The organism is Kitasatospora sp. NPDC101801 (genome assembly GCF_044766665.1).
In the GTDB taxonomy this organism is placed as follows: Bacteria; Actinomycetota; Actinomycetes; order Streptomycetales; family Streptomycetaceae; genus Kitasatospora.
In genome coordinates this window covers 50,446-72,767 of the sequence record NZ_JBIWML010000007.1, presented here as the reverse complement: position 1 = coordinate 72,767, position 22,322 = coordinate 50,446, and the positions used below count along the sequence as shown (strand labels likewise).

The 22,322-nt window shown below is 69.9% G+C and carries 21 protein-coding genes and 4 tRNA genes; 6 read left to right on the top strand and 19 right to left on the bottom strand.

All coding sequences use genetic code 11. The features are described from left to right. Positions 1 to 91 precede the first annotated feature (91 nt). The 10 genes from rpoB to ACIRPK_RS11865 all read right to left on the bottom strand — a co-directional run bounded on the left by rpoB (position 92) and on the right by ACIRPK_RS11865 (position 10,699). The gene (rpoB, locus tag ACIRPK_RS11910; RefSeq protein WP_403036551.1) at positions 92 to 3,565 is read right to left on the bottom strand and encodes a DNA-directed RNA polymerase subunit beta; all 3,474 of its coding nucleotides are present in this window, start codon (positions 3,563 to 3,565) and stop codon (positions 92 to 94) included. A gap of 719 nt (positions 3,566 to 4,284) precedes the next feature. After that, positions 4,285 to 4,668 (bottom strand): 50S ribosomal protein L7/L12, encoded by a 384-nt coding sequence (rplL, locus tag ACIRPK_RS11905; protein ID WP_403036548.1) that lies wholly within the window; start codon positions 4,666 to 4,668, stop codon positions 4,285 to 4,287. Positions 4,669 to 4,758: 90 nt separating this feature from the next. Then, positions 4,759 to 5,322 carry a 50S ribosomal protein L10 gene (gene rplJ, locus ACIRPK_RS11900; RefSeq protein WP_403036545.1) on the bottom strand — a complete coding sequence of 188 codons (564 nt, stop codon included), beginning with the start codon at positions 5,320 to 5,322 and terminating at the stop codon, positions 4,759 to 4,761. A gap of 321 nt (positions 5,323 to 5,643) precedes the next feature. Then, complete coding sequence (locus ACIRPK_RS11895) at positions 5,644 to 6,468, bottom strand: hypothetical protein (protein ID WP_403036542.1); 825 nt, start codon at positions 6,466 to 6,468, stop codon at positions 5,644 to 5,646. Positions 6,469 to 6,517: 49 nt separating this feature from the next. Continuing rightward, entirely contained in the window at positions 6,518 to 7,447 is a 930-nt protein-coding gene (locus tag ACIRPK_RS11890) for a hypothetical protein (RefSeq protein WP_403036539.1), read from the bottom strand. Positions 7,448 to 7,575: 128 nt separating this feature from the next. Then, positions 7,576 to 8,298: a 50S ribosomal protein L1 gene (gene rplA / locus ACIRPK_RS11885; protein ID WP_403036536.1), complete on the bottom strand. Its 723-nt coding sequence runs from the start codon at positions 8,296 to 8,298 to the stop codon at positions 7,576 to 7,578. A 74-nt stretch (positions 8,299 to 8,372) separates the two neighbouring features. Beyond that, positions 8,373 to 8,807 (bottom strand): 50S ribosomal protein L11, encoded by a 435-nt coding sequence (gene rplK / locus ACIRPK_RS11880; RefSeq protein ID WP_403036533.1) that lies wholly within the window; start codon positions 8,805 to 8,807, stop codon positions 8,373 to 8,375. Between the two features lie 196 nt (positions 8,808 to 9,003). After that, positions 9,004 to 9,918, bottom strand: a complete 915-nt coding sequence (gene nusG, locus ACIRPK_RS11875; RefSeq protein WP_403036530.1) for a transcription termination/antitermination protein NusG — start codon at positions 9,916 to 9,918, stop codon at positions 9,004 to 9,006. Between the two features lie 197 nt (positions 9,919 to 10,115). Next, positions 10,116 to 10,484 carry a preprotein translocase subunit SecE gene (gene secE, locus ACIRPK_RS11870; RefSeq protein WP_403036527.1) on the bottom strand — a complete coding sequence of 123 codons (369 nt, stop codon included), beginning with the start codon at positions 10,482 to 10,484 and terminating at the stop codon, positions 10,116 to 10,118. A 142-nt stretch (positions 10,485 to 10,626) separates the two neighbouring features. Continuing rightward, a tRNA-Trp gene (locus ACIRPK_RS11865) sits at positions 10,627 to 10,699 on the bottom strand. A gap of 237 nt (positions 10,700 to 10,936) precedes the next feature. Here ACIRPK_RS11865 and ACIRPK_RS11860 point away from each other — a divergent pair. Both ACIRPK_RS11860 and ACIRPK_RS11855 read left to right on the top strand, forming a co-directional pair. Further along, the gene (locus tag ACIRPK_RS11860) at positions 10,937 to 12,166 is read left to right on the top strand and encodes a pyridoxal phosphate-dependent aminotransferase (RefSeq protein ID WP_403036525.1); all 1,230 of its coding nucleotides are present in this window, start codon (positions 10,937 to 10,939) and stop codon (positions 12,164 to 12,166) included. 90 nt (positions 12,167 to 12,256) lie between these two features. Next, a complete protein-coding gene (locus ACIRPK_RS11855; protein ID WP_403036523.1) occupies positions 12,257 to 13,276 on the top strand; it encodes an adenosine deaminase in 1,020 nt (339 codons plus the stop codon). Positions 13,277 to 13,547: 271 nt separating this feature from the next. On the opposite strand, the gene ACIRPK_RS11850 is transcribed toward ACIRPK_RS11855, so the two are convergent. The 6 genes from ACIRPK_RS11850 to ACIRPK_RS11825 all read right to left on the bottom strand — a co-directional run bounded on the left by ACIRPK_RS11850 (position 13,548) and on the right by ACIRPK_RS11825 (position 16,122). Further along, positions 13,548 to 14,588 carry a UDP-N-acetylmuramate dehydrogenase gene (locus ACIRPK_RS11850; RefSeq protein ID WP_403036521.1) on the bottom strand — a complete coding sequence of 347 codons (1,041 nt, stop codon included), beginning with the start codon at positions 14,586 to 14,588 and terminating at the stop codon, positions 13,548 to 13,550. 70 nt (positions 14,589 to 14,658) lie between these two features. After that, the gene (locus ACIRPK_RS11845; protein WP_403036519.1) at positions 14,659 to 15,081 is read right to left on the bottom strand and encodes a MaoC family dehydratase; all 423 of its coding nucleotides are present in this window, start codon (positions 15,079 to 15,081) and stop codon (positions 14,659 to 14,661) included. A gap of 5 nt (positions 15,082 to 15,086) precedes the next feature. Next, on the bottom strand, positions 15,087 to 15,545 hold the full coding sequence (locus ACIRPK_RS11840; RefSeq protein WP_403036516.1) for a MaoC family dehydratase N-terminal domain-containing protein: 459 nt from the start codon (positions 15,543 to 15,545) through the stop codon (positions 15,087 to 15,089). A gap of 140 nt (positions 15,546 to 15,685) precedes the next feature. Further along, positions 15,686 to 15,850 (bottom strand): 50S ribosomal protein L33, encoded by a 165-nt coding sequence (gene rpmG / locus ACIRPK_RS11835; protein ID WP_006604855.1) that lies wholly within the window; start codon positions 15,848 to 15,850, stop codon positions 15,686 to 15,688. Positions 15,851 to 15,932: 82 nt separating this feature from the next. After that, a tRNA-Met gene (locus tag ACIRPK_RS11830) sits at positions 15,933 to 16,005 on the bottom strand. 44 nt (positions 16,006 to 16,049) lie between these two features. After that, positions 16,050 to 16,122 (bottom strand) — tRNA-Thr (locus tag ACIRPK_RS11825). Between the two features lie 265 nt (positions 16,123 to 16,387). Between ACIRPK_RS11825 and ACIRPK_RS11820 the strand changes: the two genes are divergently transcribed. After that, positions 16,388 to 17,662, top strand: a complete 1,275-nt coding sequence (locus tag ACIRPK_RS11820) for a hydrolase (protein ID WP_403036514.1) — start codon at positions 16,388 to 16,390, stop codon at positions 17,660 to 17,662. A 43-nt stretch (positions 17,663 to 17,705) separates the two neighbouring features. On the opposite strand, the gene ACIRPK_RS11815 is transcribed toward ACIRPK_RS11820, so the two are convergent. Beyond that, a complete protein-coding gene (locus tag ACIRPK_RS11815; RefSeq protein WP_403036885.1) occupies positions 17,706 to 19,670 on the bottom strand; it encodes an APC family permease in 1,965 nt (654 codons plus the stop codon). A gap of 129 nt (positions 19,671 to 19,799) precedes the next feature. Beyond that, a complete protein-coding gene (locus ACIRPK_RS11810) occupies positions 19,800 to 19,931 on the bottom strand; it encodes a hypothetical protein (RefSeq protein ID WP_403036512.1) in 132 nt (43 codons plus the stop codon). Positions 19,932 to 20,051: 120 nt separating this feature from the next. Here ACIRPK_RS11810 and ACIRPK_RS11805 point away from each other — a divergent pair, with 120 nt between their 5' ends. Together ACIRPK_RS11805 and ACIRPK_RS11800 are read left to right on the top strand one after the other, a co-directional pair. Further along, complete coding sequence (locus ACIRPK_RS11805) at positions 20,052 to 20,654, top strand: superoxide dismutase (RefSeq protein WP_403036509.1); 603 nt, start codon at positions 20,052 to 20,054, stop codon at positions 20,652 to 20,654. A gap of 154 nt (positions 20,655 to 20,808) precedes the next feature. Continuing rightward, complete coding sequence (locus ACIRPK_RS11800; protein WP_403036506.1) at positions 20,809 to 21,264, top strand: hypothetical protein; 456 nt, start codon at positions 20,809 to 20,811, stop codon at positions 21,262 to 21,264. 115 nt (positions 21,265 to 21,379) lie between these two features. Here the strand turns inward: ACIRPK_RS11800 and ACIRPK_RS11795 are convergent. Continuing rightward, positions 21,380 to 21,460: transfer RNA gene (locus tag ACIRPK_RS11795), tRNA-Tyr, on the bottom strand. A gap of 218 nt (positions 21,461 to 21,678) precedes the next feature. Here ACIRPK_RS11795 and ACIRPK_RS11790 point away from each other — a divergent pair. Further along, entirely contained in the window at positions 21,679 to 22,167 is a 489-nt protein-coding gene (locus ACIRPK_RS11790) for a YajQ family cyclic di-GMP-binding protein (protein ID WP_057231451.1), read from the top strand. Positions 22,168 to 22,322: the final 155 nt, after the last annotated feature.

The window sequence follows — 22,322 nt, the reverse complement described above, 5'->3', positions numbered from 1 at the left end:
CAAGCCCTCTTTCGTAAGTCGAAAGGTGTTCATCTGGTCTGAGGGGGCCTGGGGGCGGGCCGGCCACACGTGGTGGCCGGCCCAACCTCCGTCAGACCTCTTCGACGCTGCTCGGCTCGCGCCGGGACAGGTCAATGCCGAGCTCCTCGGCGGCACGGAAGACATCCTCGTCGGAGTCCCGCATCTCGATGGACTGGCCGTCCGAGGACAGCACCTCCACGTTGAGGCAGAGCGACTGCATTTCCTTGATGAGCACCTTGAAGGACTCGGGAATGCCCGGCTCGGGGATGTTCTCGCCCTTGACGATGGCCTCGTAGACCTTCACCCGGCCGAGAACGTCGTCGGACTTGATGGTGAGGAGTTCCTGCAGCGCGTAGGCGGCGCCGTACGCCTCAAGGGCCCACACCTCCATCTCACCGAATCGCTGACCACCGAACTGCGCCTTACCACCGAGCGGCTGCTGGGTGATCATCGAGTACGGACCGGTCGAACGGGCGTGCAGCTTGTCGTCGACCAGGTGGTGCAGCTTCAGGATGTACATGTAACCGACCGAGACCGGCATCGGGAACGGCTCGCCGGAGCGGCCGTCGTAGAGCCGGGCCTTGCCGGTGGAGTTCACCAGGCGCTCACCGTCACGGGTGAGGGTGGTGTGGTCCAGCAGGCCGGTGATCTCGTCCTCGCGGGCGCCGTCGAAGACCGGGGTGGCCAGGTTGGTGCCACCCTCGACCTTGTCCGCGCCGATCACCTGCAGGCGCTGGGCCCACTCCTCGGCGAGGCCGGAGACGTCCCAGCCCTGCTTGGCGAGCCACCCGAGGTGGATCTCCAGGACCTGGCCCGGGTTCATTCGGGACGGGACACCCAGCGGGTTGAGGATGATGTCGACCGGGGTGCCGTCCTCCAGGAACGGCATGTCCTCGACCGGCAGGATCTTCGAGATGACGCCCTTGTTGCCGTGACGGCCGGCCAGCTTGTCACCGTTGGTGATCTTGCGCTTCTGCGCCACGTAGACGCGGACCAGCTGGTTCACGCCCGGGGGCAGCTCGTCGCCCTCTTCGCGGTCGAAGACGCGGACGCCGATGACCTTGCCGGACTCACCGTGCGGCACCTTCAGCGAGGTGTCGCGGACCTCACGGGCCTTCTCGCCGAAGATCGCGCGGAGCAGGCGCTCCTCCGGGGTCAGCTCGGTCTCCCCCTTGGGCGTGACCTTGCCGACCAGGATGTCGCCGGTGACGACGTCCGCACCGATCCGGATGATGCCGCGCTCGTCGAGGTCGGCGAGGACCTCCTCGGAGACGTTCGGGATGTCCCGGGTGATCTCCTCCGGGCCCAGCTTGGTGTCACGGGCGTCGACCTCGTGCTCCTCGATGTGGATCGAGGAGAGGACGTCGTCCTGCACGAGGCGCTGCGACAGGATGATCGCGTCCTCGTAGTTGTGACCCTCCCAGGACATGAACGCCACGAGCAGGTTCTTGCCGAGCGCCATCTCACCCTGGTCGGTGCACGGGCCGTCGGCCAGCACCTGGTTGAGCTCGACCCGGGCGCCCTCGTCGACGAGGACCTTCTGGTTGAAGGAGGTGCCCTGGTTGGAGCGGGTGAACTTGGCGGCGCGGTACGTGGTGTAGGTGCCGTCGTCGTTGGCCACGGTGACGTAGTCGGCCGAGACCTCCTGGACCACACCGGCCTTCTCGGCCACGATCACGTCGGCGGCGTCGACCGCGCAGCGGTACTCCATGCCGGTGCCGACCACGGGTGCCTCGCTCTTCAGCAGCGGCACCGCCTGACGCATCATGTTGGAGCCCATGAGCGCGCGGTTGGCGTCGTCGTGCTCGAGGAACGGGATCATGGCGGTCGCGACCGACACCATCTGGCGCGGCGAGACGTCCATGTAGTCGATCTCGGTGCCCGGGATGTAGTCGATCTCGCCACCACGGCGGCGGACCAGGACACGCGGCTCGGCGAAGGTCAGCTCGTCGGTCAGCGGGGCGTTGGCCTGCGCGATGACGTAGCGGTCCTCCTCGTCTGCCGTGAGGTAGTCGACCGCCTCGGTCACGACACCGTCGATGACCTTCCGGTACGGGGTCTCGATGAAGCCGAAGGCGTTCACCCGGCCGTAGGACGCGAGCGAGCCGATCAGACCGATGTTCGGGCCTTCGGGGGTCTCGATCGGACACATGCGGCCGTAGTGCGAGGGGTGCACGTCACGGACCTCGAAGCCGGCCCGCTCACGGGACAGACCACCGGGGCCGAGCGCGGACAGACGACGCTTGTGGGTCAGACCCGAGAGCGGGTTCGTCTGGTCCATGAACTGCGACAGCTGGCTGGTGCCGAAGAACTCCTTGATGGAGGCGACGACCGGCCGGATGTTGATCAGGGTCTGCGGCGTGATCGCCTCGACGTCCTGGGTGGTCATGCGCTCGCGCACGACGCGCTCCATCCGGGCGAGACCCGTACGGACCTGGTTCTGGATCAGCTCGCCGACGTTGCGCAGACGACGGTTGCCGAAGTGGTCGATGTCATCGACCTCCACGACGATGTCGCGGCCCTCGTCGTCCCGCCAGTCGGTCTCGCCCGCGTGCAGCTTCACCAGGTACTTGATCGCACCGATGATGTCGGGCTCGGTGAGCACGCCGGAGTCCAGCGACTCGGCGTTGCCCAGCTTGCGGTTGACCTTGTAACGGCCGACCTTGGCGAGGTCGTAGCGCTTCGGGTTGAAGTAGAGGTTCTCCAGAAGCGTCTGCGCGGCCTCGCGGGTCGGCGGCTCGCCGGGGCGCAGCTTGCGGTAGATGTCGAGCAGCGCGTCGTCCTGGCCCTGGGTGTGGTCCTTCTCCAGGGTGGCGCGCATCGACTCGTACTCACCGAACTCCTCGAGAATCATCTCGTTCGTCCAGCCGAGGGCCTTCAGCAGTACGGTGACCGACTGCTTGCGCTTGCGGTCGATGCGGACACCGACCATGTCGCGCTTGTCGATCTCCATCTCCAGCCAGGCACCCCGCGAGGGGATCACCTTGCAGGAGTAGATGTCCTTGTCGGAGACCTTGTCCAGGGTGGAGTCGAAGTACACGCCCGGGGAGCGGACCAGCTGCGAGACCACGACACGCTCGGTGCCGTTGATCACGAAGGTGCCCTTGTGGGTCATGAGCGGGAAGTCGCCCATGAAGACCGTCTGGGACTTGATCTCACCGGTCTCGTTGTTGGTGAACTCGGCCGTGACGAAGAGCGGGGCCGCGAACGTGAAGTCGCGGTCCTTGCACTCGTCGATCGAGTTCTTCGGCGGCTCGAAACGGTGGTCGCGGAAGGTCAGCGACATCGACCCACTGAAGTCCTCGATCGGCGAGATCTCTTCGAAGATCTCCTCCAGACCGGACTTGGTGGGGACGTCCTGACCACTCTCCAGGGCCGCCTCGACGCGAGACTTCCAGGCCGCATTGCCGAGGAGCCAGTCAAAGCTCTCGGTCTGCAGGGCCAGGAGGTTCGGGACCTCGAGGGGCTCCTTGATCTTCGCGAAAGAGACGCGGAGCGGGGCGGTGGAATTGGCGTTGTTCGAGGCGTTGCGCGGCGCGGCCAAGAGGGGGGTCCTTCCGAGGGCTCGGAGCTCACTGCGCGCATACCGGCCGGCCTCGACGGGCTGACCCCACCCCCGGCGCCGTGGGTCTCAGCCGGGGTGGAAACCCCAGGTCAGAGCCGCTTCGCGGAGGCGGTGCCAGGCCCCTTCAGGGCAGTGCTTGCTCCGGGCGACGAGTCACGGGGCAGCTAACAGGCAGCGCAAAGGGACAGTGTAGCCAAAAGGCACACTGCTGACAAGCTCTGATTCGGAGACCGAATCGGAGACTCCCCTCATACCGCTCCGCCGTGCCCCGGACGCTCCGGGCCACCGCACCTCACCAAGAGTCAGTTCCCGTCAGCGGCACCGAATATGCATCCGGAACCGCATCGACCGGTTGGACTCGCCTCCTGGGGGCGCGCCTTGAGAATCGCGCGCCCGCCTGAGTTCGTCAAGGCCCTCACCGGAGTGCGGACCTCGAAGCGTTCATCGTCCGAGCAGGCCACCGCGTTACAGAACCCGTGGTGGGAGCCTCCCCCGAGGACAGCGCTCACCCTACCGGGCCCTGCCGACAGTGGCCGAGTACACAGTCCGCCAGGCCGGTGACGGCTGCCCGCCGACCGGGTGGATCCCGGACTGCGAACGGGTGGCGCAGGGCCGTACCCGGGTACGCAAAAAGGCCGGGCCGACCACCCGCAAGGGTGATCGGCCCGGCCTCGCGCCCCCTCAGAGGGGGCACTGGGTCACTTGACGGTGACCTTGGCGCCGGCGCCCTCGAGCTGGGCCTTGGCCTTCTCGGCAGCGTCCTTGGCAACCTTCTCCAGGACGGTGGCGGGGGTGCCGTCAACGAGGTCCTTCGCCTCCTTCAGGCCGAGGGAGGTGAGGGCGCGCACCTCCTTGATGACCTGGATCTTCTTGTCGCCGGCCGAGTCGAGGATGACGTCGAACTCGTCCTGCTCCTCAGCGGCCTCGGCCACGACACCGGCGCCACCGGCGGCGGCAACGGCGACCGGGGCGGCAGCGGTGACGTCGAACTTCTCCTCGAAGGCCTTCACGAAGGCAGCGAGCTCGATGAGGGTGAGCTCCTCGAACTGCGCGAGCAGCTCGTCCTGGGTCAGCTTCGCCATGATTGGCGTCCTTCCACTAAATCGGCAGGTAGGTGCCGGATGTACGGATTGGGCGGGCACTGGCCCGCAGCGAGGCGTGAGCCTGCCGAATTATTCGGCGGCCTCGTCCTCGGCGGCGGGAGCCGGCGCACCGGCACCGCCCTGCTCGACCTTGTCGCGAAGCGCGTCCACGGTGCGGACGAGCTTCGACGGGAGAGCCTGGAAGAGCGCGGCAGCCTGGGACTGCTTGGCCTTCATGGCACCCGCGAACTTGGCGAGCAGCACCTCGCGGGACTCGAGGTCCGCGAGCTTCTTGATGTCATCGGCGGACAGCGCCTTACCGTCAAGGACACCGCCCTTGATGATGAGTGCGGGGTTGTCCTTGGCGAAGTCACGCAGAGCCTTCGCCGACTCCACCGGGTCACCGGTGACGAAGGCAACAGCCGTCGGACCCGAGAACAGGTCGTCCAGCTCGGAGATCCCGGCCTCATTGGCCGCAATCTTGGTCAGCGTGTTCTTCACCACGGCGTACTGGGCGTTGTCCCCCAGCGAGCGACGCAGGGTCTTGACCTGCTTCACCGTGAGACCGCGGTACTCGGTGAGCAGCGTCGCGTTCGAGGCACGGAACTTGTCCGTGAGCTCGGCGACGGCAGCAGCCTTGTCGGGCCTTGCCATAGGCTTACGCCTCCTTCCGTGATGTCGAAGTCAGGCCGACCTTCGAACAGTCGACCATCCAACGCCTCAAACCACCGGCCAGGAAGCTCTGCAGAAACAGTGAGAGCCCCGGTGCGCAGGCGCACGGGGCTCTGAATGACCTCGACGATCCTGGCGGCAAGCCGCACGGACCGGAAGTCCAAGCTCCAAACACTCCTGCGCGGGCTGTCCGCGACGAGTCGCGGAACCTTCGGTCGTCAGCACCCTTGCGGGCGCGGCCGACAACCAGCGGTCTTTGGCAGCCCCCACCGTACTCGACCCGGCGCGAATCGGCCAAATCCGTCAGGAGGCGAGCGGCGGGAGGCTCCGGCCGGCGTCCACGGTGTCGCTCTCGGCCGGGGCCTGCACGGAGAGGGCGCCGCCGAGGCCCTTGTAGGTCACGGTGTCGTCCGGTCCGCCGTCGCCGCTGCGGCGGAGCTGGACCAGCTGGTCCTTGTCGTTCAGCCAGAGGTCCAGGGTGAGCTGCCGCACCCCGGCGGCCGCCAGCGCGCCCTGCAGGGCCTGCTGCCGGGTGGCGGTCAGCTGGGTCTGCGCGGCGACGTACCGGTCCGCCCCGAGCTTCACCCGGTAGTGCTGGACGGTCACCTCGCCCAGCTCCTCCTCGCCGACCAGCTGCGGGCCGTCGGCGGCGATCGCCGCGGTCAGCGCCACCATCGGGTTGAGCCGGTCGACCAGCCCGGCGTACGGGATCTCCCGCTGGCCGCCCGGCACGGTGTACTTCTCCCAGTGCCGCCCGCCGGTCCGTTCGGCGGTGCCCTGGTCGCCGCCCCGGTAGGCGGTGGTGTCCAGCACGATCAGCTGCTCGGCGGTGTCCGGGTACTTGACCTTGAGCACCGTCTTCGGCGCCCAGAACAGCATCCCGGTGGCCTGCTCGCCGCCCAGCCGGTAGGCGAACTCGGCCCGGCGGGCGCCGCTCATCGCCAGCTGGGCGGAGAGCAGCACGCCGTGCGGCGAACGGTCGGTGGGGCTGGGCAGGCCGGTGGGCACCGGGCTGGCCGAGGGGGTGGCGCTGGGGCCCGGGCCGGGCCCGCCGCTGCCGCAGCCGGCCACTCCGGTGAGCAGCAGCACGGCCATCGCCGCGGCCGCCGACCGCTGACCTGCCGTCACCCTGTCCTCCAGCCGCCGCCGTTCCCTCCGCCACCCTGTCACGCGGACCTCAGCCGCTGAAGCCCTTGAGCAGATCTGCGACCTCGAACACATCCGCGGCCGGCGGGGCGGCCACCTCGGGGGCCTTGCCGAGCTCGGTGTAACGCACCGTCATCTCGCCCGTCCTGGTCGGGGTCAGGTCGGCGCTGCGGAGCTGGACCAGCTCGTTCCGGCCGTTGACCCAGAGGTCCAGCGCGCCGCCGCCCTTGCCGAGCTCGGCCAGCGCCTGGCCCTTCTGGTCCTCGGTCAGCCCGGCCATCGCGCCGACCAGCGCCTGGGCCACCCCGGTGACGTGGAAGTGCACCGCCTCGGCGCCGTTCACCTGCTCGACCCCGACCTTGGCCAGCCCAGGGCTGGCCGCACCGACCGCCAGCGGCACCGCCGGGTCCAGCACCTTCATCAGGACGGCCAGCGTCCGGGCGTCCTCGCCGCCGGCCGACAGGCCCGCGCCGTTGGCGGGCGCCGCGGCGTCCACCTTCATCCAGTGCCGGCCACCGGCCAGCGCGGAGGTCTCCGGGGAGGCCCCGACGTAGCTGACCCCGGCGGCCGAGCGCAGCTTGCCGTCCTGCCCGTCCACCTTGAAGGTCAGGTCGGCGGCGGCCGGCTGGCCCCAGCGCAGTGCGCCGCTGCCGGTGTCGGCTCCCCCGGTGCTGACCACCAGGGCGGCGCTGCCGGCCTTGGCCATCACCCCGGCAGCCGCCAGCAGCACGTCCTTGGGCGCCCCGGCGGGCGCCGGGGCCTGGCCGGCCCCGGGGGTGGCGGCGGCGGAGGCGTCACCCGGTTGCGGGGCCGCCGTACCGGAGGCGGCCGGGCTGCCCGTGGCGGTGGCCGACGTCGAGGGCCTGGCCGCCTCCTCCTTCGAGTCCGATCCGCTCGCGCCGCAGGCGGTCAGGCCGCCCACCAGCAGTGCCGTGACGGCAATCGTCCGCAGGTCCCGCATGGAAGTCTCCCCCGTCGTTCGGATCTCGGCATGCGGACTCTAATTGATGTGCCTACGCCGACGGGCCCGCACCCCCCTCGAAGGGAGTGCGGGCCCGTTGAACACGGTTACCGCTGGAGCACGAGGGCTCAGACGGAGGCCGGGTCCTCCTCGACGAGGAGGTTCCGGGTGCGGTTCGGGTCGACCTGGATGCCGGGGCCGATCGTGGTGGAGATCGCGGTCTTCTTGATGTAGCGACCCTTCGCGGCGGACGGCTTGGCCCGGAGGACCTCGTCCAGCGCGGCGCCGTAGTTCTCGACCAGCTGCTCGTCGGTGAAGGAGGCCTTACCGATGATGAAGTGCAGGTTCGAGTGCTTGTCGACGCGGAACTCGATCTTGCCGCCCTTGATGTCGTTGACAGCCTTCGCGACATCGGGGGTGACGGTGCCGGTCTTCGGGTTCGGCATCAGACCACGCGGGCCGAGCACGCGGCCGAGGCGGCCGACCTTGCCCATGAGGTCCGGGGTGGCGACGACGGCGTCGAAGTCCAGACGGCCCTTGGCGACCTCGTCGATGAGCTCGTCCGAGCCAACGATGTCGGCGCCCGCAGCACGCGCGGCCTCGGCACGCTCGCCGGTCGCGAAGACCAGGACCCGAGCGGTCTTACCGGTGCCGTGCGGAAGGATCACGGTGCTGCGGACCATCTGGTCGGCCTTGCGCGGGTCGACACCCAGGCGCATGGCAACCTCGACGGTCGCGTCGAACTTGGCGGTGGAGGTCTCCTTCGCGAGGCGGATGGCCTCGAGGGGAGCGTAGATCTTGGCGCGGTCGACCTTGGCGTCCGCGGCCTTGAGAGCCTTGCTGCGCTTCACTGCTTCTCCTGAAGGTGAATGGAGTTCGTGGGACGGGCCGCGCTGGGCCCTACCACGGTGGACTGAGGGGCTTTTCAGCCCTCGACGGTGATGCCCATCGACCGGGCGGTGCCGGCGATGATCTTCGCCGCCGCGTCCAGGTCGTTGGCGTTCAGGTCGGGGAGCTTGGTGGTGGCGATGTCGCGGACCTGGGCGCTGGTGAGCTTCGCGACCTTGGTCTTGTGCGGCTCGGCCGAGCCCTTGTCCACGCCGGCGGCCTTCAGGATGAGGCGCGCGGCCGGCGGCGTCTTCGTGATGAAGGTGAAGCTGCGGTCCTCGTAGACCGTGATCTCCACCGGCACGATCATGCCGCGCTGCGACTCGGTCGCGGCGTTGTAGGCCTTGCAGAACTCCATGATGTTGACGCCGTGCTGACCCAGCGCGGGGCCGACCGGCGGAGCCGGGTTGGCCGCGCCGGCCTTGATCTGGAGCTTGATAAGCCCCGTGACCTTCTTCTTCTTGGGAGGCATGCTCTCCGGGTCCTTCCGAGAGTGGATTACTGGTGCGTCCGCGGCCGGAGCGACACCCGGCCGGGCAGGACACACATCGGACCAGGCTAACCGCTGATGCGGCCTGGACCAAAACGGGTTCGGGCTCTCCGGCCCGTGGTGGGCGGAGAGCCCGAAGGGCGGAGCCGAAGCTCCGCCCCGAACCCGAAGGCTTGGACTAGTTCTTCTGGATCTGGTCGAACGACAGCTCGACCGGGGTCTCCCGGCCGAAGATCTCGACCAGGCCCTTGACCTTCTTCGAGTCCGGGTTGATCTCGTTGATGGTCGCCTGCAGGGTGGCGAACGGACCGTCGGTGACGGTGACCGAGTCGCCGACCTCGAAGTCGAGCACCTGGACCTCGACCGGACGGTGCGGGGACGCCTTGCCGGCGGCCTTGGCCGCGTCGCGCTCGACGTCGGGGGCGAGCATCTTGACGACCTCGTCCAGGGTCAGCGGGTACGGGTCGTAGGCGTTGCCGACGAAGCCGGTGACACCGGGGGTGTTGCGCACGACGCCCCAGGACTCGGGGGTGAGGTCCATCCGGACCAGCACGTAGCCGGGGAGCTTGTTCTGCCGGACGGTCTTCCGGTCGCCGTTCTTGATCTGGACGACCTCCTCCTGCGGAACGGCGGACTCGAAGATGTAGTCCTCGACGTTCAGCGAGACGGAGCGCTGCTCCAGGTTCTGCTTCACCCGGTTCTCGTACCCGGCGTAGGTGTGGATGACGTACCACTCGCCCGGCGCGGTGCGGAGCTGCTCCCGGAAGGCGACGACCGGGTCGATCTCGACCTCGTCCTCGACCTCGGCGTCCTCAGCCTCGGCTTCGGTGTCGTCCTCGGCTTCGGTCTCGTCCTCGATCTCAGCGGCCTCGGCGTCGTCCTCCTCCTCGGGGGACTCGTCCTCGGTCACCTCGTGCACCGCGTCCTGCTCGGCCGGCACGCCCGCCTCGGCCTCGTCCGCAGCCTCGACCTCGTCCTGGTCGGCGTCGACCGCGTCCAGGATCTGCTCGGCGTCCTCGACGTCAGCAGCCTCGGCCGCGACATCCGCCTCGCGGACGGTCTCGTCGGCGTCGTACAGGGGGGACTCAGACACGGTGGCTGCTTCTTTCCTGGGATGTGAGTTGGAACGCTCCGGGCCGTCCGGCGCCCTCGCGGGCACGTTGCGGGGACAACTCGGATACCTCCACAGTACCGAGTCAACGGTAGCGGGATCGCCCTGAGTGCGCCGACAGCTCGACCCGGACCGTTTGCACGGCCCGGGTCGGGATGGAGCTGGAAGGTGACGGCCGATCAGCCGAACACCCACAGGCTGAGCTTGGAGAAGCCGTAGTCCATGCTGGCCACCAGGCCCATGACCACGACCACGAAGACCACCACGACGGTGGTGTACTGGGTCAGCTCGTTGCGAGTCGGCCAGACGACCTTGCGCAGTTCGGCAATGATCTGGCGGTAGAACAGCGCGGTCCGAGCGAAGATGCTCTTCTTCGCCCGCTTGCCGGACTTCTTCTCGCCGTCACCGCCCTCGGCCTTCTGGGCACGCTTACGGTCGCGACGCGAGGGCACCTTGTCGTTGACGTCGGCGGAAGTAGCCTCCGCGCCGTCGGCACCCTCGGGGTTGCCGCTCTCAGGCGTTGCGGTGGAGCCCGTGGTCTCCGTCACTCGTCCTCACCTGAATCCGGGTCCTGCCGAGCGTCGCTCCGCGTGGGTGCGGGCGATCCGGCGAATGCAGTGCGATGGAGCCATCTCCGCATCAAGCCCGCTCACTCCTGTGGAGCGAACGGGCTGGATACGGTTCAAGCAGCAGGGCAAGAGGGACTTGAACCCCCAACCGCCGGTTTTGGAGACCGGTGCTCTACCAATTGAGCTATTGCCCTACGGAGCTTTGCGGCTCCGGAGATGACCACCAACCTACCGCATCCGAGTCGCTGCGTGAGTTACGCACCGGTGGAGCCGCACTTCGGGAGCCATCGAGCAGTGAGTGTACGTGCTCCGGGGCGTTTGGTCGAACCCCCTTCACCGACCGCCCACCGGCGGGTACGGATGGTGGACGGATCCGTACACATGCTGAAACCGCTGTGCCCCCGCGCGGCGGACTCTGCCACGATTGCGGCATGAGCGCTCCCACCCCCCGCCCCGCAGACCGCCGCGTCTCCGCCCGTGTCGGTGCCATCGCCGAGTCCGCCACCCTCGCGGTGGACGCCAAGGCGAAGGCCCTCAAGGCGGCCGGCCGCCCCGTGATCGGCTTCGGCGCCGGAGAGCCGGACTTCCCGACCCCCGGCTACATCGTCGACGCCGCCGTCGCCGCCTGCCAGGACCCGAAGAACCACCGCTACACCCCGGCCGGCGGCCTGCCGGAGCTCAAGGCCGCGATCGCCGCGAAGACGCTGCGCGACTCCGGCTACCAGGTGGACGCCTCCCAGGTGCTGGTCACCAACGGCGGCAAGCAGGCCATCTACGAGGCCTTCGCCGCGATCCTGGACCCGGCCGACGAGGTCATCATCCCGGCGCCGTACTGGACCACCTACCCGGAGGCCGTGAAGCTGGCCGGCGGCGTGCCGGTCGAGGTCGTCGCGGACGAGACCACCGGGTACAAGGTCTCGGTCGAGCAGCTGGAGGCGGCCCGCACCGAGAACACCAAGGTGGTGCTCTTCGTCTCGCCGTCCAACCCGACCGGCTCGGTCTACACCGAGGCGGAGGCCGAGGCGATCGGCCGCTGGGCCCTGGAGCACGGCCTCTGGGTGCTCACCGACGAGATCTACGAGCACCTGGTCTACGGCGACGCCACCTTCACCTCGCTGCCGGCCCTGCTGCCCGAGCTGGCCGACAAGTGCATCGTGGTCAACGGCGTGGCAAAGACCTACGCGATGACCGGCTGGCGGGTGGGCTGGCTGATCGGCCCGAAGGACGTGGTGAACGCCGCCGCCAACCTCCAGTCGCACGCCACCTCCAACGTCTCCAACGTGGCGCAGCGCGCCGCGCTGGCCGCCGTCTCCGGCGACCTGGCCGCGGTGGACGAGATGAAGGCCGCGTTCGACCGCCGCCGGAAGACCATCGTGCGGATGTTGAACGAGATCGACGGCGTGTTCTGCCCCGAGCCCGAGGGCGCGTTCTACGTCTACCCCGCGGTCAAGGACCTGCTCGGCAAGGAGATCCGCGGCAAGCGCCCGGCCACCTCGGCCGAGCTGGCCACCCTGATCCTGGACGAGGCCGAGGTCGCGGTCGTGCCCGGCGAGGCCTTCGGCACCCCCGGCTACCTGCGGCTGTCGTACGCGCTCGGCGACGCCGACCTGGCCGAGGGCATCGGCCGGATGCAGAAGCTGCTCGGCGAGGCCCGCGCCTGACGGTTTCTCAGGCGGCCGCCCCTTTCACCCCTTCGAGGGATGTGAAAGGGGCGGTTCCCGTTCGGGGCCCTGATACGGCAGGATCGGTGAATGGAACGCCAGCGTGATGTCCGGAGCCTGCCGAAGGCCCATCTGCACCTGCACTTCACCGGTTCGATGCGGCCCGCCACCCTGCTGGAGCTGGCCGACAAGCACCGGGTCCGGCTGCCCGAGGCGCTCAGCTCCGGCGAGCCGCCCCGGCTGCGGGCCACCGACGAGCGGGGCTGGTTCCGGTTCCAGCGGCTGTACGACACCGCGCGGTCGGTGCTGCGGGACGAGTCCGACATCCGGCGGCTGGTGCTGGAGACCGCCCAGGACGAGGCCGCCGACGGCTCCCGCTGGCTGGAGATCCAGGTCGACCCCACCTCGTACGCGCCCCGGCTCGGCGGGCTGATCCCGGCCCTCGAACTGATCCTGGACGCCGTCCGGGACGCCTCCGCCACGACCGGCGTCGGTATCCGGGTGCTGGTCGCGGCCAACCGGATGAAGTCCCCGATGGACGCCCGCACGCTGGCCCGCCTCGCGGTCCGGTACGCCGACCAGGGCGTGGTCGGCTTCGGCCTCTCCAACGACGAACGGCGGGGCCTGGCCCGGGACTTCGACCGGGCCTTCGCGATCGCCGTGCGGGGCGGACTGCTGGCCGCCCCGCACGGCGGCGAGCTCTCCGGCCCCGAGTCGGTCCGGGACTGCCTGGACGACCTCGGCGCGGGCCGGATCGGCCACGGGGTCCGGGCCGCCGAGGACCCGCGCCTGATGCAGCGACTGGCGGACCGTCAGATCACCTGCGAGGTCTGCCCGTCCTCGAACGTCTCGCTCGGGGTCTACGAGCGGGCCGAGGAGGTGCCGTTGCGGAAGCTGTTCGAGGCGGGCGTCCCGATGGCGCTCGGTGCCGACGACCCGCTGCTGTTCGGCTCCCGGCTGGCCGACCAGTACGACCTGGTCCGCGACGTGCACGGCTTCAGCGACGCCGAACTCGCGGAGCTGGCCCGCCAGTCCGTCCGCGCCACCCGAGCCCCGGACGCCGTCCGGAAGCAGCTCCTGGCCGACATCGACGCCTGGCTCAACGCCTGACTCCCGGCGCTGCACTTTTGGCAGGCGCTCCGGGGCTACGGTCCAGGGGCTCGGGGACTGCACCTTTCGCAGGCACTCCGGGGCTACGGTCCAGGGGCTCGGGGAACTGCGAGGAGATCTGGCGGGCGGGTATCACGGCAAAGTGCCTGACCACCTACGCGACGATCACCTTGCAAGGGCCGGCGTCGCAGTTCCCCGAGCCCCTGACTCCGTAGCGGGCTGAGCACCTGCCAAAAGCAGAGCCCCGAGCCCCTGGGGGTTGCGCTGTGCGCTAGAGGGTGACGCCGATCATGACGGGTTCGTTGACCAGGTCGACGCCGAACGTGGTGCGGACGCCGTCGCGGATCTCCCGGGCCAGCCCGAGCAGGTCGGCGGTGGAGGCGGTGCCCCGGTTGGTGAGGGCGAGGGTGTGCTTGGTGGAGAGGGTGGCGGCGCCCGCTCCGTAGCCCTTGCCGAAGCCGGCCTGGTCGATCAGCCAGGCGGCGGAGGTCTTGGTGCAACCACCCGGCGCGGGGTAGGCGGGTGCCGTGCGCTCCCCCAGCCGGGTCAGGAAGTCGGCGTACTGGTCGGCCGTCAGCACCGGGTTGGTGAAGAACGAGCCCGCCGACCAGGTGTCGTGGTCGGCCGGGTCGAGCACCATGCCCTTGCCCGCCCGGAGGCCGAGCACGGTCTTGTAGGCGGTCCGCAGCGCGACCCGTTCACCGGCCTCGACGCCCAGGGTGCGGGCCACCTCGGCGTAGCGGACCGGGGTGGACCGCCCATCGGCGTCCGCCAGCCGGAACCGGACCCGGAGCACCACGTACCGCTCGGGGTCGGCCTTGAAGCGGCTGTGCCGGTAGGAGAACTCGCACTCGGCGTTGGTCAGGGTGACCACCTCGTCGGCCCGGCGGTCGTAGGCGACCACCTCGGTGATGCTGCCGGCCACCTCCTGGCCGTAGGCGCCGACGTTCTGCACCGGGGTGGCTCCGGCCGAGCCGGGGATGCCGGCCAGGAACTCGATGCCGGCCAGCCCGGCGTCCACCGACCGGGTCACCGCGTCGGCCCAGACCTCGCCGGCGGCCAGTTCCAGCTCGGTGCCGTCCAGGATGAAGCCGGTGGTGGCGATCCGCAGCACCGTCCCGTCGAAGCCCCGGTCGCCGATCACCAGGTTGGAGCCGCCGCCGATCACCAGCAGCGGTTCGCCCGCCAGGTCGGCCGCCCGGACGGTCTCGACGACCTCCTCGTCCGTACCGGCGGTCACCAGGCGACGGGCCGGCCCACCGAGCCGGAGGGTGGTCAGCGGGGCGAGGGGGGCGTCCAGTTCAACAAGCACGACCCCAGCGTACGGGGGCAGCGGTGAGGGCCGCCCCGCCCGGTGGGCAGGACGGCCCTCGTGTCCGGGTTCAGCCGAGCTGGACCACCGCGCGGGACATGTTGAGCACCTTGTTCTCGCCGTTCTTCACCAGCAGGTCGACCCGGACCCGGCGGTCGTCCAGCAGGGCCCCGACCTTGCCGGTGACCTCGATCACGGTGCCGACGCCGTCGTTGGGGACGGGCACGGGCCGGGTGAAGCGGACCCCGTAGTCGAGCACCGCGCCCGGGTCGCCGACCCAGTCGGTGACCACCCGGATCGCCTCGGCCATGGTGAACATGCCGTGCGCGATGACGTCGGGCAGGCCGACCTCGACCGCGAACTTCTCGTTCCAGTGGATCGGGTTGAAGTCACCCGAGGCGCCCGCGTACCGGACCAGCGTGGCGCGGGTCATCGGGAAGGACTGGGCGGGCAGCTCGGTGCCGACCTCGACCTGGTCGAAGTTGATGGTCATCCTGGTCACTCCCCCGCCTGGTCGGCGGCCCGGGCCACCAGCGTCATGATCGCGGTCACCACGTGCTCGCCGCTCTCGTCGTGCACCCGGCCGCTGACGGTCAGCACGTCGTTGCCGGCCAGCGACTTGATCGCGTCGATGGCGACGCTGACGGTCAGCCGGTCCCCGGCGTGCACCGGGCGGCTGTAGGTGAACTTCTGGTCCCCGTGCACCACGCGGGTGTAGTCCAGACCCAGCTCGGGGTCGTTCACCACCTGGGCCGCGGCCTCGTAGGTGATCACGAACGGGAAGGTCGGCGGCGCGATCACTTCCGGATACCCGAGCGCCTTCGCGGCCTCCGGATCGGTGTACGCCGGGTTGGCGTCACCGATCGCGACCGCGAACTCGCGGATCTTCTCCCGGCCTACCTCGTACGGCTCGGTGGGCGGGTACGTCCGCCCGATGAACGAGGGGTCCAGGGCCATGGGCTACTCCTCTGACGGTGGGTCACACAGCTGGTGCGCTGGGACGGCAGGTACGGAAAAAGCTCCAGGCCGTGCCCCTTGCGGGACACGGCCTGGAGCCTAGAGCCTGATCACACCAGGCCCGACGACGCCTTGCGGGGTCAGCGGGTCTCGCGGTGCGCGGTGTGCGAGTTGCAACGGGGGCAGTGCTTCTTCATCTCAAGACGGTCCGGGTCGTTGCGCCGGTTCTTCTTGGTGATGTAGTTCCGCTCCTTGCACTCCACGCAGGCCAGCGTGATCTTCGGGCGGACGTCGGTGGCAGCCACGGGAGTGCCTTCCTAAAAAATGGGTGATGACACAACAAGAGTAGCCGATCGGGAGTTCGATCTCCCGACCGACTACGCGGGGTAGCGGTGACCGGACTTGAACCGGTGACACAGCGATTATGAGCCGCTTGCTCTACCAACTGAGCTACACCGCTTTGATGATCCGTCACCAGACCGAGGTCTGGCTCCTTCTCATCAGAGCCCCCATGCGGAATCGAACCGCAGACCTTCTCCTTACCATGGAGACGCTCTACCGACTGAGCTATAGGGGCGAACGAGGAAGAGATTACACGTTTCCCGGCCAGAGGTGAAATCCGTATCCGGCCCGGAAGATCGCAGGTGGGCGGCCCGTACGGACGCTCCTGTGCAGCACCCGCGTTCGACCGCGCCTGGGAACCGACGGCTCCGGCCGTCCCGACCCGGTACGACTGCTGCGAGCCTCCGCGCCGCCCGCCCCTCCTCCCCATAGGCTCGACCCCCAGTGATCTTGCGGCTCCCGGGGCGCCCCGAGGCCGCCGGGCAGCGAGGAGCCGGCCGATGACCGCGGACAGCGCACCCGCCGAGGGGCCGCACCCGGGCGAGGGATCGTCGAAGAACCCCAACCCACTGGGCCACGGCCCGGTGCTGCTGCTCGCCAACGCGCGGCTCACCGACGGGCGGGTGGTGGACGTCCGGATCAGCGGCGACCGGATCCAGGCCGTCGGCACCACCGGCAGCCTCGGTCCGCTGCCCGCCACGCCCGGCGGCGGCACCAGCACCACCGGCGCCCGGATCGACCTCGGCGGCTACCTGCTGCTGCCCGCCCCCGCCGAGCCGCACGCGCACTACGACGTGGCCTTCTCCGCCGCCCTGCCCACGCCACCGCCGGAGACCCCCGCCGACCTGATCCGCCGGGTCACCGAGGGCGCGCTCACCGCGCTCGGGTACGGGGCCACCGCCCAGCGCACCCACGTCCGGATCGGCGACGTGCACGGGCTGCGCCGACTGGAGGCAGTCCTGACGGCCCGCCAGGCGCTGCGCGGCCTGGCCGAGCTCCAGGCGGTGGCGATGCCCCGGCTGCTCACCGGCCGGGCCGGCGCGGACGGCCGGGCCCAGCTCAGGGACGCGCTCAAGCTCGGCGCGGCGGCGGCCGGCGGCTGCCCGGACCTCGACCCGGACCCGCTGGGCTACGTCCAGGTCCTGCTGGAGGCGGCCCGCGAGGCGGACTGTCCGGTGGACCTGCACACCCGGGGCGGCGATCCGGCCCAACTCGCCCGTTTGGCCTCCGTGTTGGCGCCGCTCCGGCCCCGGGTCACGATCGGCCCGGTGAGTGCGCTGACGGACGGCGGCGCAGCGGTGCTGGCGGGCGCAGGACTGCGGGTGGTCTGCCTGCCGCAGAACGGCGGCTGCGTCGGCCTCGAAGGCCCGCCCGCCCCCCTGCGCCCGTTCCTGGTCCGGGAGTTGACCGAGGCCGGGGTCCAGCTGGCGGCGGGTGCGGGCGGCCTGCGGGACCTCGCCAACCCGGTCGGCCGGGCCGACCCGCTGGAGGCCGCGTACCTGCTCGCGGCGGGTGGCGGGCTCAGCCCGGAGGCGGCGTACGAGGCGGTCGCCAACCGGGCCAGGACCGTCCTCGGGCTGCCGCCCGTCCGGGTCGACGCCGGTTTCCCGGCCGAGCTGCTCGCGGTCCGGGGCGACTCGCTGGCCGGGGCACTGGCCGGCGGGCACAGCCGGCTGGTGATCCACAGCGGCCGGGTGGTCAGCCGGACCAGCGCCGTCCGGGAGTTCGCCGACACGGTGGCGCTGGCGCTCCCCCGGCAGAACACCCCGGGCTGAGGCGCCTGGTCCGAGCTGCCTCGCCCGGTCCGAGCCGCCCGGCCTACTTCGCGGCCGGGTTGGCGGGTTCGCCCCAGCGGACCGCCCCCGGCGCGCGGCGGGTCGGGTGGTTGGCCGCCGCCGAGGAGTTGAGCTGCCAGGGGACGCTGATCACCATCACGCCGGGGGTGAAGAGCAGTCGGCTCTTCAGCCACAGGGCCGACTGGTTGTGCAGCAGGTTCTCCCACCAGTGGCCGACCACGTACTCGGGGATGAACACCGCCACCACGTCGCGCGGACTCCCCCGGCGGACACTCCGGACGTAGCCGACCACCGGTCGGGTGATCTCCCGGAACGGCGAGTCGAGCACCTTCAACGGCACCTGGACGTCGAACTCGTCCCACTGCGACCGCAGTTCGGCCGTGGAGTCCTTCTCCACCTCGACCGTCAGCGCCTCCAGGGTGTCCGGCTTGAACGCCTGGGCGTAGCCGAGCGCGCGCAGGGTCGGCCTGTGCAGCTTGGAGACCAGCACGATCCCGTGCACCTTGGCCGGGCGGACCGACTCCTCGTGCGGGTCGGCCACCGCCAGCTCCTCGGCCACCCGGTCGTAGTGGCGCCGGATGCCGCGCATCATCAGCCAGAGCACGGTGGCGGCGAGCACCGCCAGCCAGGCGCCCTGGACGAACTTGGTGGCCAGCACGATCACCAGCACCAGCCCGGTGACGACGGCGCCCACCGCGTTGATCACCCGCGCCCGGTGCGCGTCCCGCCGGACCTGCGGGGTCGGCTGCTCGCCCAGGGTGCGGTCCCAGTGCCGGACCATGCCGATCTGGGACAGCGTGAAGGAGGTGAAGACGCCGAGGATGTAGAGGTGGATCAGGCTGGTGACGTCGGCGTCGTACAGCCAGAGCAGCCCGCCGGCCACCAGGGCGAGCGCGATGATGCCGTTGGAGAACGCGAGGCGGTCGCCCCGGGTGTGCAACTGGCGGGGCAGGTAGCGGTGTTCGGCCAGGATCGAGGCCAGCAGCGGGAAGCCGTTGAAGGCGGTGTTCGCCGCCAGGACCAGCACCAGCGCGGTGGCCGCCTGGATCAGGTAGAACGGGATGCTGTGGTCGCCGCCGAAGATCGCCGCCGCGAGCTGGGCGATCACGGTCTGCTGCGGCGTGCCGCAGTCCCCGGTGAATCCGGCCAGCTGGCAGCTGTCGTCGGTGATGTGCACCTTGGCGACCACCGCCAGTGTGGTGATGCCGGAGAACATCACGATCGCGGTGATGCCCATCACGGCCATCGTGGTGGCGGCGTTCCTCGACTTCGGCTTCTGGAAGGCTGGCACCCCGTTGGAGATCGCCTCGACACCGGTCAGCGCCGTACAGCCGGAGGCGAACGCCCGCAGCGCCAGCATCAGCAGCGCGAACCCGGCGAAGGTCTCGTCCCCCGGCTCCGGCGTGATCCCGTACTCGGCGCTCTCGGCCACCGGCGCGTCCCCGAGCAGGTACCGGACCAGACCGGTGCCCACCATGATCAGGATGCCGCCGATGAACAGGTACGTCGGCGCGGCGAAGGCGTTGCCGGACTCCCGGACGCCGCGCAGGTTCATCGCCGTCAGCACCGCCACGAAACCGACGGCCAGCACCACCCGGTGGTCCACCAGGCTCGGCAGGGCGGAGATGACGTTCGCCACCCCGGAGGCGACCGAGACCGCCACCGTCATCACGTAGTCGACTAGCAGTGAGGCGGCCACCACCAGCCCCGAGTTGGGCCCGAGGTTCCTGGACACCACCTCGTAGGACCCGCCGCCGCTGGGGTAGGCGTGCACCACCTGACGGTACGACAGCACCACGACCACCATCAGCGCGACGACGCCCGCCGCGACCCAGGGGGTGAGGTAGAGGAAGGCGGTGCCGCCGACGGTGAGCACCAGCAGGATCTCCTGGGTGGCGTAGGCCACCGAGGAGAGCGGGTCGGAAGCGAAGATCGGCAGCGCCAGCCGCTTGGGCAGCAGGGTCTCGCCCAGCTCCTCACTGCGCATGGCCCGGCCGATCACGAGACGCTTCAGCGCCTGGGGCAGGTTGAACACACTCGCGAGCGTAAGTGCCGGAGCGTCAGGTTCCCGGGGCCGTCGAATGTCCGGCGTGTCCCGATTCGTCCTGATGGACGCTCACCTGCGGTCGGCGGTGGCGGGGGTGGCGGACCGGACGTCCCGGCGGGCGCCGGTTGGGAAGACGATCAGCACGGGCGGAGGGACTCCCGACGCGACGGCCGGGGCGTACATCAGCAGGTGGCTGGACACGGGCCGGCCACCCCCGCCGAACACTCTGCTGCCATCAGCAGGTAATTGCAAGCCATACGCAATAGTGTTGGGTCCGGCACGCCAAGACCCCTATGCACAACGACTAGGAGCCCTCTACTCATGGGTCAGTACACGCTCCCCGATCTGCCGTACGACTACTCCGCCCTGGAGAAGGCGATGTCCGCCGAGATCCTGGAGCTGCACCACTCCAAGCACCACGCCGCCTACGTGGCCGGCGCCAACACCACCCTCGAGCAGCTCGCCGAGGCCCGCGAGAAGGAGAACTTCGGCGGCCTGGTCGGCCTGCAGAAGACCCTCGGCTTCCACCTCTCCGGCCACGTCCTGCACTCCCTCTTCTGGGAGAACCTCTCCCCGGACGGCGGCGACCGCCCCGACGGCGCCCTGGGCGACGCCATCACCGAGCACTTCGGCACCTTCGAGGCCTTCAAGAAGCAGCTCACCGCCGCCACCGTCGGCGTCCAGGGCTCCGGCTGGGGCATCCTCTCCTGGGAGCCCCTGGGCAAGCGCCTGATCGTCGAGCAGGTCTACGACCACCACGGCAACGTCGGCCAGGGCACCACCCCGCTCCTCGCCTTCGACGCCTGGGAGCACGCCTACTACCTCCAGTACAAGAACGTCCGCCCCGACTACGTCACCCGCCTCTGGGACGTCGTCAACTGGACCGACGTCACCAACCGCTTCACCGCCGCCACGGGCGCCTGACCCCGGGCCCCTCACGCACCGGAGCCCCGCCTCCCCCACCGGGGAGCGCGGGGCTCCGGCCGTTGGTCCACCTCCGGCCACCCCGACCACCTTCTCCTGCAGCCCACTTGGGTGAACCGGTGACTTGCCCTGGTCGCCTTGCCAGCTCTACCGCGTGGACTGGGTCGCACCGCTGGGCACGCTCGTCGGGGCCGTCGTCGAAGTGGGCACGGGCCTGACCGTCGATCGCTTCGGCCGGCGCCACGACGGCGCGGATCGCTGGCTGCAGACCCGCCGCACCGTCTACGTCGACTTCCTCACCGCGCCGAGCCGTAGCCATTCGGAGCTGCGAGCGGCCACTTTCCGGGAGGACTTCTCGGGCGCGGCCGGCTTCCAGGTACTGGATGGTTCCGGCACCTGGACCTGTCGGCGGACACTTTCCCTGACGGCTCCCACCGAGATCATCTCGCTGCGGATCGACGCGGCCAAGGCCCTGGAGCAGGTCCGGGACACTCTCATCACCGAACCGGACGTCCGGTCGCAGCCGTACCTACGGGCCCGGGCCGATCTCTGGAAGGTCAACGCCGATCTGCGCGAAGCGATGCGCAAGGACCTCAGGCTCGATCTCTGACCCGACCCCGAAGTGGGCCTCCACCGCTACCAACGCTCCGACTGACCGCACCCCGGCACGGCAGAAGGGCCCCTGACCGGCGTTTCCGCTGGTCGGGGGCCCTTCTTTTATCCTGTGGCTGGTGCAGGGTTCGAACCTGCGTAGCTTGCGCGGCAGATTTACAGTCTGCTCCCTTTGGCCGCTCGGGCAACCAGCCAGGATGGTGTCTCGCGGGGCGCTGCCCCGTTCGACCTCGTAAACGATACCTGATGGATGGGGGTGCGTCGCCACTCGGTCGGTCACGTGATGATCAAGGAGGTGGGGCGTGGCTGGCGGGGGCGGGCGGGGGTGGGGGTGGATAGGCTTGGGCGGCGCCTGCTCCGTTGGGGGTGGGGGCGGACAGTGAAGCCAGAGCATCAAGGAGACCAAGACACCATGGCCGACTCCAGTTTCGACATCGTCTCGAAGGTCGAGTGGCAGGAGGTCGACAACGCGATCAACCAGACCTCCCGCGAGATCGCCACCCGGTTCGACTTCAAGAACGTCGGCGGCGAGGTCAAGCGGTCGGGCGAGAAGATCGAGATGAAGGCCAACGGCGAGGAGCGCGTTAAGGCGATCCTGGACGTGCTGAAGGACAAGTTCATCAAGCGTGGCCTGTCGCTCAAGGCGCTCGACGCGGGCGAGCCGCAGCTCTCCGGCAAGGAGTACCGGATCACCGCGGACGTGAAGGAGGGCATCTCCCAGGACGACGCGAAGAAGGTCGCGAAGATCATCCGCGACGAGGGCCCGAAGGGCGTCAAGGCGCAGGTGCAGGGTGACGAGCTGCGGGTCAGCTCGAAGAGCCGTGACGACCTGCAGACCATCCAGGCGCTGCTCAAGGGCAAGGACCTGGAGTTCGCGATCCAGTTCGTGAACTACCGCTGACGCTGCGACAGCGCCGCCGTCGGGGGCCCGGCCCGGGCCCGGGCGGGGCCCCCCCGGGGGGGGGGGGGGGGGGGGGGCGCGGGCCCCGGGGGGGGGGGGGGGCCCCGGGGGGGGGGGGGGGGGGGTGGGGGGCGGGGGCACCCCCGGGATGTCAG